Raw genomic sequence first — 11,123 nt, 5'->3', positions numbered from 1 at the left:
CGGCTGTGACGGGCCTGACCCGCTCGGTTCTAGTGGGGACCGGAGTCCTGTTCTTCCGAGAGCTCCCCGGTGATGGCCGGATCGATGCTGCTGCGAAGAGTCTACGCGGGTGCCGCACCCTGCGCACGCGGCGGGAGCGAGCGAGCCGCGGCGAGCAGCTCGCGCGTGAACGGATGCCGCGCCCCGGCGAACACCTCCGCGGTCGCACCCTGCTCGACCACGACGCCGTCCTTCATCACGAGGACCTCGTCGGCCACGGCCGCCACGACATCGAGGTCGTGCGAGACGAAGACGAGCGTCAGCCCGCGGTCGCGCTGCAGGCGCGCCAGCAGGGCGAGGACGCGCTCGCGCACGAGGGGATCGAGAGCCGAGACCGGCTCGTCGAGCACGAGCACCTCGGGGTCCGCCGCCAGCGCCCGGGCGATGGCGACGCGCTGACGCTGCCCTCCCGAGAGTTCCGACGGGCGTCGGCGGGCCAGCACCGGGTCGAGTTCCACCTCGGCGAGCAGCTCGAGCGCCCGCTGCCGCCGGGCCGCGCGAGGCACACCGCCGGCCTCGAGCGCCTCGGCGATCGACCGGCCGATGCGCCAGCGGGGATCGAGGGCGCCGGCGGGGTTCTGGTGCACGAGCTGGATCCGGCGCAGTGCCGCCGCCGTCGGGACCTCACCGTCGAGGAGGACCTCGCCGGCATCCGGGCGTTCGACGCCCACGATCATGCGGGCGACGGTCGTCTTGCCCGACCCCGACTCCCCCACGATGCCCAGGGTGCGTCCGCGGGCCACGGCGAAGCTCACGTCGACGGCCGCCGGAACGTCGAACGCCTTGGACAGCCCGCGCACGCGGAGGCGTGCGGGTGCCTCCTCGCCCGAGGTCGGCCGCGGCTCGTGCGCGGCGGCGGCGACCAGACTGCGCGTGTACGGATGCTGCGGGTCCCCGAACACCGCCTCGGTCGCGCCGCGCTCGACGACGCGTCCGTCGCGCATCACCAGCACGCGATCGGCGACACCGCGCACGGCCGAGAAGTCGTGGCTGATGAACACGACGGCGACACCGCGGTCGGCGATGTCACGCAGGAGGGCGAGGATGCGCGCCTGCACCGTGGCGTCGAGCGCGGTCGTGGCCTCGTCGGCGACCAGGATCGTCGGCGCGCCGGCCAGCGCCGAGGCGATGAGCGCCCGCTGCCGCAGTCCGCCGGACAGCTCATGCGGATACTGCCGTGCGCGCCGGGCGGGCTCGGGCATGGCGACCTCCGCCAGGAGGGCGTGGACGCGATCGCGGAGCGCGGGGCGCGGCATCCGCTCGCCATGCAGGCGAAGGGGCTCGGCGACCTCGGTCTCCACGCGGCGCAGCGGGTCGAGCGACACCAGCGCATCCTGCGAGACGAGGGCGATGCGGGATCCGCGCAGCCGTCGCCAGGCCCGCTCGCTCAGGGCGCGCGCGTCGACACCGTCGATGTCGAGTGCATCCGCGCGCACTGTGGCTCCTGCCGGAGACAGCCCGAGCAGCGCGCGGGCGGTGAGCGACTTGCCGGCGCCGGACTCGCCGATGATCGCGACGCACTCCCCCGGCGCCACCTCGAGGTCGAGGCCGTCGACGGCTCGCAGGTCGCCGATCGAGACACCCAGCCCGCGCACCGTCAATCCGCTCATCGTGTGCGCCCCTCCGCCCGGGCGCGCAGGACGCGGCCCACGATCGTCGCCGCGATCACCGTGAGCGTGATCGCGGCACCCGGGAACGCCGACACCCACCACGCCTGCCCGATCACGTTGCGCCCGCCGGCGAGCATCAGGCCCCACTCGGGGCTCGGCTCGGTCGGTCCCAGGCCGAGGAAGCTGAGCCCGGCGGCCGCGAGGATGCTCGAGCCGATGCCGATGGTCGCGAGCACGCTCAGCGCCCCCACGACGCCGGGGACGACGTGACGGGTGAACGCCACTGGCGCCGAGACACCGAGGATGCGCGCCGCCTCGACGTGCTCAGCGAGCCGGAGCGAGCGGGTCTGCACCCTCGCCAGGCGGATGTAGATCGGGACGGCGGCGATCGTCACCGCGATCGCGACGTTCACCGGCCCGGGTCCGAGCACGGCGACGACGACGAGGGCGATGAGGAACTCGGGAAAGGCCAGCAGGATGTCGGTGGCCCGCATGGCGACGGCGTCCACGACGCGCGGGGCCACGCCGGACAGCGCACCGGCCGTCAGGCCGACCGCGAACGCCAGGGCTGTCGCCAGGACGCCGATGCCGACCGATCGGCCCGTGCCGTAGACGACGCGCGAGAAGACGTCACGGCCGCTCTGGTCGGTGCCGAAGAAGTGCTCGGCGCTGGGGGGAAGCAGAGCGGCGCGCACGTCGGTCTGGAGAGGGTCGTGCGTGGCGAAGAGCTGAGGCGCGACGGCCACCGCGGCGATCGCCGCGAGCACGACGAGAGCGACGATCATCCCGATCCGTCGGGACGCGCTCATGCGACCACCTGCTCTCGAGCGACGCCGGTGCCCGGTGCGCGCCGCAGCCGCGGGTCGAGCAGCGGATAGGTGAGTTCGACGACGAGGTTGACGATGACGAAGACGACCGCGCTCAGGAGGATGATGCCCGTGATCACGGGGAGATCGCGGTCGGTGATGGCTGCGAGGGTGACGCGGCCGAGCCCCGGGCGGGCGAAGACGGTCTCGACGAGCACCGCACCGCCGAGGAGCGACCCCACGAGGTAGGCAGCGAGCGTGAGTGCGCCGGTGGCGCCGTGCCGAAGGGTGTGGTGGAGGGTGAGCCACGTCGGCCCGGCGCCGCGGGCGCGCACGGTCGTGGCGAACGGCTGACGCTCGGCGGCCTCGATACCGTCGCGGAGCACCTGGCCGAGGAGCGCCGCGATCGGCAGGGCGAGCGTGACGGCCGGGAGCACGATGGTCGCGGGATTGCGCGACCCCGCCACGGGGAACCACCCGAGGCCGAACGCGAAGACGCTCAGCAGCAGCAGTCCGATCCAGAAGACCGGCGAGGACAGGATCACCAGCTCGACGCCTGCGACGATGCTGCGCGACGCCCGGCCGCGCGCGAGCAGCGCCACGGCGAACGCCACCGCCACGGCGATCAGCAGGGCGAGTGCGGAGAGCTGCAGTGTGGCGCCCAGCTGACGGCCGATGACCTCGGTGACCGGCATCCGCAGCTGATAGGACTCGCCGAGATCGCCGCGCAGCAGCTGCCCGAGGTAGCCGATGTACTGCTCCAGCGGCGGGCGGTCGAGGCCGAGCTCGGCGCGGATCGCGTCCTTCACCGCGTCGCTCAGCTGCGCCTGCGGGCCGAGCATGACCTCGACGGGGTCGCCCGGGATGATCCGCAGCGCCAGGAAGGCGACGGTGGCGGCTCCCCACAGCACGATGAGGATGGATGCCGCGATCCCCGCGGCTCGCGCTGCCAGGCGCGCGAGACTCTCCCGCCGTGCCGTCATCTCGTGCCGCGCCCTGCCCTTCCCGGGCGCCGGGTCAGCCGACGCTGACGTCGTAGAACAGCGGGCGCCCGTACAGATCGTAGGCGAGCCCCTCCACCGTGCCGCCGACGGCGGTGATGAGCGACGGGCTGTACAGCGGGACGATGGCGACGTGCTCGGCGTTCCACTGCTGAACCTCGCCGTAGATCTCACCGCGCTCGGCGGTGTCGGCCGTCGCCACCCCTCGCTCGAGGAGCGCGTCGAGGTCGGCGTCGCTCACCTGCGAGGCGTTCTGGAATCCCTCCGTGTGGAGGTGGCTGCGCAGCAGATCGGGATCCACTCCGGAGAAGCCCCAGTCGGTCAGGTCGAACGTCTTCGGACCGTACTGCTCGTTGTACGCGCCGGGCTCGAGCACCTCGCGCACGACCTCGAAGCCGACAGCCTTGAGGTCGGACTGAATCGCGTTGGCGAGTGCGGCTCGGTCGTCCGGCACGGGCGTCCAGGCGATCCAGCGGGCCGAGAGGCGCTCGCCGTCCTTGGTGCGATAGCCCTCGGCGTCGCGCTCGGTCCACCCGGCGTCGTCGAGGAGCGCGTCGGCCGCGCTGGCGTCGAACGGCCAGGAGCCCTCCAGCGACGCATCGTACGTCGGCGTCGTGGAACCGAGCACCGACCACGCGCGGGGGAACTGGCCGAAGAAGATCTCGTCGACGGCCGTATCGATGTCGATGGCCCGTGCGAACGCCTGGCGCACCTTCTGGTCGGCGAACACGCCGTGCTTCTCGTTCAGGTACAGCGAGTACGGAAGACCCGGGTACTCCTTCGAGTCGACGGTGAGCGAGTCGTCCAGGTCGGCGGCCAGGTTCGGGGGCAGCTGGCTGGCGAGGTCGGCCTCGCCGCTCTCGACGACCCCCACCCGAACGGACGCCTCGGGGAGGATCTCGACGCGCAGCGTCTCGAACTGCGCCGCGCCGGAATCGTGCGGTCCCCATGCGTAGTCGTCGTTGCGCGTGTAGACGATCTCCTGGTCGGGCGTGTACTCGGTGAGCTCGAACGGCCCCGTGCCGACGGTGATGCCGGGCCCGCCCGCCTTGAGCTGATCGGCCGACTCCTCGAGGACCGCCGGCGAGTAGAACCCGAGCAATGCGGTGCTCGCCGCCTGCAGGAACGGCGAGTACGGCTGCGTGAACGAGACGCGCACCGTGTGCTTGTCGACGACCTCGGTGCCCGCGTAGAACTCACCGCCGAGCATGCTCGCCGCCTGGGCCGATGCGGTTTCGGGGTCGGCGATGCGGTCGAAATTCGCCTTCACGGCCGCCGCGTCGAAGGACTCGCCGTCGTGGAACGTCACGTCGTCCCGAAGCGTGAAGACGTAGGAGGCGCCGTCGTCCTCGATCTCCCAGCTCTCGGCGAGCCACGGCGAGAACGAGCCGTCCGCCTCCTGGAACACCAGCGAATCGAGCGCAGCGCGCTGCACCATCGATGACACGTCGAGCTGGCTCGTCTGCGGGTCCATGTGGCCGGCCGACAGGTTGGCGCCCTCGATCGCCCACACCACCTCACCGCCGTCGTCGCCGGCGTCGTCGGTGGCGGCCGCGCACGAGCTGAGCACGAGCGCGGCGAGGAGCGGAGCGGCGGCGACGGCCAGGCGTCGGCGGAGGAGGGAAACGGGCATGGCGGACCTCGGGAAGTCTGAGACGGGGATGTCTCTACGTTATCGGTTTGTGGACGCGGTCGATAAACGCATCCCCCGCCGCGATTGTTCCCGCCCCGCGACGGCGGCTCCCGCGCGTCGTCCGGGCCTTTCGATAGCGTCGTCGCATGGCTCGTCCCCCGGCTTACCCGCAGCCTCCGCGCGTCTCTGCGCCCGATCTCCCCCGCGAGTTCTCCGATGTCCGCGGACTCGAGCGGCGGGGAGATCATCTTCAGGTGAGCATCGGCGGATTGACCGGGGAGGTGGATGCCTCGCACGCCGCGCTCACCGAGTGCATGGTGACCGCGGCATCCGTCGATCGTCTCGACCTGACCGGAGCGACCCTGGTCGATGTGGAGTTCGACGCGCTGCGCGCGACGAGCGTTCGCGGCGCCGACGCGCGACTCCGGCGCGTGCGGCTGACCGGAGGACGCATCGGGACCCTCGATCTGGGAGCGGCCGGCATCGACGAGGTCGAGCTGCGCGGCATCCGCATCGACTATCTCTCCCTCGGCGGGGCGAAGGTCGAAGATCTGCTCGTGGCCGACTGCGCGATCGAGACCCTCGACCTGCCGCAGGCGACCCTCACGCGCGTGCGCTTCGAGAACACCCGGGCCGGTGAGGTCGACACCCACGGCATGCGCGCCGACAGCGTGGACCTCCGAGGGCTCGACGCCGCGGCTTACCTCGACGTCGCATCGCTGCGCCGGGTGACCCTGACGCCGCGGCAGGTCGAGCAGCTCGCGTCGGCGTTCGCCGCGGCGCTCGCCATCGACGTCCAGGACTGACGAGACCGGACTCGGCATGCCGACCCGGTAGAATCGTGCGGCAACCCACACTCAGGCACGCTCACACAGTGCCGCACATATCGCACGAGGAGACCCATGGCCGACGCGCTGATTCCCGACAAGCCCGCACTCGAGGGTCTCGAAAGCAAGTGGGATGCCGCCTGGAAAGAGCAGGGCACCTACCTCTTCGACCGCATCCGCGCCGCCGAGGTCGGCCGCGCCGGCATCTTCTCGGTCGACACTCCCCCGCCCACTGCGTCGGGAAGTCTCCACATCGGCCACGTGTTCAGCTACACGCACACCGACGTGAAGGTGCGCTTCGAGCGCATGCGCGGCAAGACCGTCTTCTACCCGATGGGCTGGGACGACAACGGCCTGCCGACCGAACGTCGCGTGCAGAACTACTACGGCGTGCGCTGCGACCCGTCGCTGCCGTACGACCCCGGCTTCACGCCCCCGTTCGAGGGCGGTGACAACAAGAGCAGCCGCGCCGCAGACCAGGTGCCGGTGAGCCGCCGCAACTTCATCGAGCTCTGCGAGAAGCTCACCGTCGAGGACGAGAAGCACTTCGAAGCGCTGTGGCGCACGCTCGGACTCAGCGTCGACTGGACGCAGACCTACCGCACCATCTCGGACGACACCCTGCGCACCAGCCAGCTGGCGTTCCTGCGCAATCTGGAACGGGGCGAGGCCTACCAGGCGATGGCGCCGACGCTGTGGGACATCGACTTCCGCTCGGCGATCGCCCAGGCCGAGCTCGAGGACCGCGATCAGCCCGCCGCGTATCACCGGGTGGCCTTCCACAAGACCGACGGCTCCGGCGACGTCCACATCGAGACGACGCGTCCCGAGCTGCTCCCGGCGTGCGTGGCGCTCGTGGCGCACCCCGACGACGAGCGCTACCAGCCGCTCTTCGGCACCACCGTGCGCACCCCGCTGTTCGACGTCGAGGTGCCCGTGCTCGCTCACCCGCTCGCCCAGCAGGACAAGGGCTCGGGTATCGCGATGATCTGCACCTTCGGCGACGTCACCGACATCATCTGGTGGCGCGAGCTCGACCTGCCCAACCGCACGATCCTGGGCCAGGACGGCCGCGTCATGGCCGAGGCACCCGACGCGATCGCCACGGATGCCGCCAAGGCCGCCTACGCGGAGCTGGCGGGCAAGACGGTGTTCAGCGCGAAGAAGCGCATCGTCGAGCTGCTGCAGGAATCGGGCGAGATGGAGGGCGACCCCCGGCCCTTCACCCACGCCGTGAAGTTCTACGAGAAGGGCGACCGGCCGCTCGAGATCGTGTCGACCCGTCAGTGGTACATCCGCAACGGCGCGCGCGACGAAGCACTCCGAGACAAGCTGATCGCGCTCGGCCGCGAGGTCTCGTGGCACCCCGACTTCATGCGGGTGCGATTCGAGAACTGGACCAACGGGCTCACCGGCGACTGGCTCGTGTCGCGCCAGCGGTTCTTCGGCGTGCCGATCCCGGTCTGGTACGCACTCGACGAGAACGGCGATCGCGACTACACCCGGGTGCTGACGCCCGACGCCGCCTCTCTGCCCGTCGACCCGACGACCGATGTGCCCTCGGGCTATAGCGAGGACCAGCGCGGTGTGCCGGGCGGCTTCGACGGCGAGGCCGACATCTTCGACACGTGGGCGACCTCTTCGCTGACCCCGCAGCTCGCCGGCGGCTGGGAGCGCGATCCCGAGCTGTGGAACCTCGTGGCGCCGTTCGACGTGCGCCCCCAGGGTCAGGACATCATCCGCACGTGGCTCTTCTCGACGATGCTGCGCAGTGCGCTGGAGGACGGCCGTGCGCCCTGGACGGATGCTGCGATCTCGGGGTTCATCGTCGATCCCGACCGCAAGAAGATGTCGAAGTCGAAGGGCAACGTCGTCACGCCCGCCGACATCCTCGTCCAGCACGGCTCGGACGCCGTGCGCTACTGGGCGGCGTCGAGTCGCCTCGGCACCGACGCCGCCTTCGACCCTCAGAACCCGACGCAGATCAAGATCGGACGGCGTCTCGCGATCAAGGTGCTCAACGCAGCCAAGTTCGTGCTGTCGTTCCCGGTACCCGAAGGTGCACAGGTCACGCACGCGCTGGACGCATCCATGCTCACGACGCTCGACGCCGTGGTGCGCGACGCGACCACGGCGCTGGAGTCGTTCGACCACGCCCGCGCCCTCGAGGTGACGGAATCGTTCTTCTGGACGTTCTGCGACGACTACCTCGAGCTGGTCAAGGAGCGCGCCTACAACCAGACCGACGTGGGCCAGGCGTCCGCGGCACTCGCGCTGCGGACCGCCCTTTCGACCCTGTTGCGACTCTTCGCACCGGTGATCGCGTTCGCCGCCGAGGAGGCGTGGTCGTGGTTCAACGAGGGCTCCGTGCACACTTCGGCCTGGCCCGAGCCGCTCGGGATCGAGGGCGACACCGCCGTGCTGAAGGTCGTCGGCGAGGCTCTCATCGGCATCCGCCGCGCGAAGACGGAGGCGAAGGCCTCGCAGAAGACGCCCGTGACGCGGGTGACGATCGCCGGGCCCGCCGCATCCCTCGACGCCCTCCGTCTCGCCGAAGGCGACCTCAAGGCGGTCGGCCGCATCGCCGAGATCGTCTACGCCGAGGCCGGCGAGCTCGCCGTCACCGACATCGAACTCACGCCCCAGGAGGCCTGACATGCAGCTCGGCACACGCTGGACCTCGGGCGACGAGCCTCCGAAGTCGGTGCCGGCGGCGCTGCGCGGCGAGATCGAGGCGGTGGACGCCACGATCCCCGCAGATCAGCTCGGTCAGCCACGCCCCCGGTGGACGCTGACGTGGCTCGAGGGCAGGCCGATCGCCGAACTCGACACCGGCATCATCGTGTCGCTCGACGAGAACGGCGAGGCCTTCGCGCGCAACGACCCCGAGGACGGCTTCGGCTGATCGGCACTACTCCTCGGGCTCGCTGTGCTTCGACGCCTCGAGGAGCAGCTTCGAAGCGATGAGCGCGGCGAGCAGCGTCGCCACCGCGGCGATCACATAGGGCAGACGCAGGTCATAGCGCGCCACCCAGCCGCCGAGCAGCGTGGCGAACGGGAAGAGTCCCCACGTGAAGGTGCGGATGATCCCGAGCACGCGGCCGAACAGGTGGCCAGGTACGATCGCCTGGCGCAGTGCACCCCACGGAACGTTCCACACCGAGACGGCGCACGCCATCAGGCCGTAGGCGATCGTTCCGGTGACGACCTCGGGTGCAGCCCAGACGGCGGCGAGGGATGCCGCGGCCACGATGTTCGCACCGAGCATGACCGGGCCCCGGCCGAAGCGCTCCACCAGAGTGGACGCCACGAGTGAGCCGGCGAGGGCGCCGAGTCCGATGCCGGCGGTCACGAGGCCGATGGCGGCCGGCGCGACGGCGAGCTCGTCGAGGAAGTAGAGGATCGTGGGGGCCTGGGCGAACGAGAACGCCGAACCGACGACCGAGGTGAAGACCACCATCGACCGGAGGAAGCGGTGATGCCACAGGTACGAGATCGCCTCGCGGGCTGAGACGCTCTCGCCGGCCGCCGACGAGACGGCGGGGTTCGCCCGCTCCGCAGCCTGCTCGGCGGGACCCTCGGCGGCGGCGAGCGGTTCGCCGGCGACGACGGCGGCCGCCGGCTCCGGGGCGTCCTGTCGCTGCGCCGCCGGGGCATCGCGCAGCGGACGGGCGGCCGACAGCGGCAGCATCACGGCGAGGGCGATGGGGATGAGGTAGCCCGCCGCGCCCACCCAGAGAGGGAGCGCGAGCGACACGGCGAACAGCACACCGCCGATCGGCGTGGCGATGAAGTTGTCGATGGTGATCTGCGCGGCCTGCAGGAATCCGTTCGCGCGATCGAGGCAGCGACGCTCGACGAGCGACGGGACGATCGCGTTCGTGGCGTTGTCGAACAGCGTCTCGCCGAACCCGAAGACGAGGGTTGCCGCGAAGAGCCACCAGATGTCGAGCGCCCCCGTCACCGTGAGGAACGCGAGGCCGACGGCCGCCAGGCCGCGCAACGCGTTGGCGAGCGCCATGATGCGCCGACGGTCGTAGCGGTCGACGATCATGCCCGCGGGCAGTCCGAACACCAGCCACGGCACGAACGCGAGCGCCCCGAGTGCGGCGATCGCGAGAGGGTCGCGGGTGAGCGTGGTGGCGATGAGCGGAACGGCGACGCGGCCCACACCGTCCGCGAGGTTGCTGAAGGCCGCCGCGGTCCAGAGCTTGCCGAAGTCGGCGCCCAGTCGAGGCTTCGCGGCGGGTCGCCCGCCCGATGAGGCGACAGGCTGAGGGGGCCGGCCCTTGCGCCCGGCCCCCTCGGTCTGGTCCGCCGTGTTCACGGTGCCGGTCATCGCGGGAGCATCCCCACGGCGCCCATGGCCAGCGCGTCCGAGCGGGTGTCGCCGGCGGCTGTCTGCGCGGCACGAGGGCCGTCGTTCGTGCCTCGGCGCGCGAGGCGGGTCGCGACGAAACGGTCGAGGCCGGCGGCGGTGGTCAGCAGCATCCGCTCGAATCCGGTGGTGCGGACGACGGCGTGCGATGCAGTGAGAGCGGTCATGACTGTCCTCCAATTTCGGGGAGCGGGAAGAGGTCGGCGCGGATGGTGACCGGCCGCACGTTCTCGCCGCTCTGGTTGCGGTAGTTGTCCACGGCCTCGTCGATCAGGGCCATGATCTTGAGCGCGAGCTCTTTGCTCTGCTCCGGAGTGAGCCGGGCGGTGGCGGTGGAGATCAGCGTCCCCTCCTGCCACATCTCGTCTTCGCCGCCGATGCCGCGGTTGACGAACTCGAGGAGCTGGTCGTTGCGGTTGCGCAGGAACTCGTTCATCACGACCTGCGTGGCAGCGCGGCCGGCGGGCGTCGTCATGGCGTCGGGGCTCGCGAACGAGACTCCGCCGACGGGACGCTCCCACCAGCGCTCGCGGCCTGTGCCGCGGTCGGCGGCCTCCTGAATGAGGTCGTGCTTGGCCAGTGCGCGCAGGTGATAGCTGGTCGCGCCGCTCGACTCCCCCAGCCGCTCGGCCAGGGAGCTGGCGGTCTGCGGGCCGTACTGGCTGAGGATGTCGTAGATCTTGACGCGCAGCGGGTGCGCCAGCGCCCGAAGAGCGCCCGAGTCGAGAACACGGTCCTCGTTGTGGCGCTGCTCGGCTCGCGCCATGGCCTCGGCCTGGTCGCTGGTCTCGTTCTCTGCCATGCGTTCAGAGTAGCCATGCAAAGACTT

The 11,123-nt window shown here is 71.1% G+C and carries 10 protein-coding genes; 3 read left to right on the top strand and 7 right to left on the bottom strand.

The genetic code is table 11. The features are described 5' to 3' along the window. Positions 1-101: 101 nt before the first annotated feature. From ACFC1W_RS09540 to ACFC1W_RS09525, 4 genes are read right to left on the bottom strand one after another with little or no spacing between them, the layout of a single operon-like run. Positions 102-1,649: a dipeptide ABC transporter ATP-binding protein gene (locus ACFC1W_RS09540; RefSeq protein WP_375991618.1), complete on the bottom strand. Its 1,548-nt coding sequence runs from the start codon at positions 1,647-1,649 to the stop codon at positions 102-104. Then, positions 1,646-2,458 (bottom strand): ABC transporter permease, encoded by an 813-nt coding sequence (locus tag ACFC1W_RS09535; protein WP_375991616.1) that lies wholly within the window; start codon positions 2,456-2,458, stop codon positions 1,646-1,648. The genes ACFC1W_RS09540 and ACFC1W_RS09535 overlap by 4 nt, the downstream gene beginning before the upstream one ends. Next, on the bottom strand, positions 2,455-3,438 hold the full coding sequence (locus ACFC1W_RS09530) for an ABC transporter permease (RefSeq protein WP_375991613.1): 984 nt from the start codon (positions 3,436-3,438) through the stop codon (positions 2,455-2,457). The genes ACFC1W_RS09535 and ACFC1W_RS09530 overlap by 4 nt, the downstream gene beginning before the upstream one ends. 34 nt (positions 3,439-3,472) lie before the next feature. Next, a complete protein-coding gene (locus ACFC1W_RS09525; RefSeq protein ID WP_375991610.1) occupies positions 3,473-5,089 on the bottom strand; it encodes an ABC transporter substrate-binding protein in 1,617 nt (538 codons plus the stop codon). Positions 5,090-5,235: 146 nt separating this feature from the next. Here ACFC1W_RS09525 and ACFC1W_RS09520 point away from each other — a divergent pair, with 146 nt between their 5' ends. From ACFC1W_RS09520 to ACFC1W_RS09510, 3 genes are all read left to right on the top strand, one after another. Then, on the top strand, positions 5,236-5,895 hold the full coding sequence (locus ACFC1W_RS09520; RefSeq protein WP_375991607.1) for a pentapeptide repeat-containing protein: 660 nt from the start codon (positions 5,236-5,238) through the stop codon (positions 5,893-5,895). Positions 5,896-5,991: 96 nt separating this feature from the next. Continuing rightward, positions 5,992-8,571 (top strand): valine--tRNA ligase, encoded by a 2,580-nt coding sequence (gene valS, locus ACFC1W_RS09515; RefSeq protein ID WP_375991604.1) that lies wholly within the window; start codon positions 5,992-5,994, stop codon positions 8,569-8,571. A 1-nt stretch (position 8,572) separates the two neighbouring features. Continuing rightward, the gene (locus tag ACFC1W_RS09510; protein ID WP_375991602.1) at positions 8,573-8,821 is read left to right on the top strand and encodes a hypothetical protein; all 249 of its coding nucleotides are present in this window, start codon (positions 8,573-8,575) and stop codon (positions 8,819-8,821) included. 6 nt (positions 8,822-8,827) lie between these two features. Here ACFC1W_RS09510 and ACFC1W_RS09505 read toward each other — a convergent pair whose 3' ends face one another. From ACFC1W_RS09505 to ACFC1W_RS09495, 3 genes are read right to left on the bottom strand one after another with little or no spacing between them, the layout of a single operon-like run. Next, positions 8,828-10,255, bottom strand: coding sequence for an MFS transporter (locus ACFC1W_RS09505; RefSeq protein WP_375991599.1), 1,428 nt, complete (start codon positions 10,253-10,255; stop codon positions 8,828-8,830). After that, the gene (locus tag ACFC1W_RS09500) at positions 10,252-10,461 is read right to left on the bottom strand and encodes a hypothetical protein (RefSeq protein WP_375991597.1); all 210 of its coding nucleotides are present in this window, start codon (positions 10,459-10,461) and stop codon (positions 10,252-10,254) included. The genes ACFC1W_RS09505 and ACFC1W_RS09500 overlap by 4 nt, the downstream gene beginning before the upstream one ends. Further along, positions 10,458-11,096, bottom strand: a complete 639-nt coding sequence (locus tag ACFC1W_RS09495; RefSeq protein WP_375991594.1) for an ArsR/SmtB family transcription factor — start codon at positions 11,094-11,096, stop codon at positions 10,458-10,460. The genes ACFC1W_RS09500 and ACFC1W_RS09495 overlap by 4 nt, the downstream gene beginning before the upstream one ends. Between the last annotated feature and the right edge of the window lie 27 nt (positions 11,097-11,123).

The sequence above is a fragment of the Microbacterium sp. NPDC056003 genome (assembly GCF_042274785.1).
Taxonomy (GTDB): Bacteria; Actinomycetota; Actinomycetes; order Actinomycetales; family Microbacteriaceae; genus Microbacterium.
The sequence above is the reverse complement of the archived record's forward strand: the minus strand, read 5'-3'. Positions and strand labels throughout refer to the sequence as shown.

Bases quoted from the DNA above. Each gene is read 5' to 3' on its own strand.
- ACFC1W_RS09540 (WP_375991618.1), bottom strand. From the start codon at position 1,649: ATGAGCGGATTGACGGTGCGCGGGCTGGGTGTCTCGATCGGCGACCTG.
- ACFC1W_RS09535 (WP_375991616.1), bottom strand. From the start codon at position 2,458: ATGAGCGCGTCCCGACGGATCGGGATGATCGTCGCTCTCGTCGTGCTC.
- ACFC1W_RS09530 (WP_375991613.1), bottom strand. From the start codon at position 3,438: ATGACGGCACGGCGGGAGAGTCTCGCGCGCCTGGCAGCGCGAGCCGCG.
- ACFC1W_RS09525 (WP_375991610.1), bottom strand. From the start codon at position 5,089: ATGCCCGTTTCCCTCCTCCGCCGACGCCTGGCCGTCGCCGCCGCTCCG.
- ACFC1W_RS09520 (WP_375991607.1), top strand. From the start codon at position 5,236: ATGGCTCGTCCCCCGGCTTACCCGCAGCCTCCGCGCGTCTCTGCGCCC.
- valS (WP_375991604.1), top strand. From the start codon at position 5,992: ATGGCCGACGCGCTGATTCCCGACAAGCCCGCACTCGAGGGTCTCGAA.
- ACFC1W_RS09510 (WP_375991602.1), top strand. From the start codon at position 8,573: ATGCAGCTCGGCACACGCTGGACCTCGGGCGACGAGCCTCCGAAGTCG.
- ACFC1W_RS09505 (WP_375991599.1), bottom strand. From the start codon at position 10,255: ATGACCGGCACCGTGAACACGGCGGACCAGACCGAGGGGGCCGGGCGC.
- ACFC1W_RS09500 (WP_375991597.1), bottom strand. From the start codon at position 10,461: ATGACCGCTCTCACTGCATCGCACGCCGTCGTCCGCACCACCGGATTC.
- ACFC1W_RS09495 (WP_375991594.1), bottom strand. From the start codon at position 11,096: ATGGCAGAGAACGAGACCAGCGACCAGGCCGAGGCCATGGCGCGAGCC.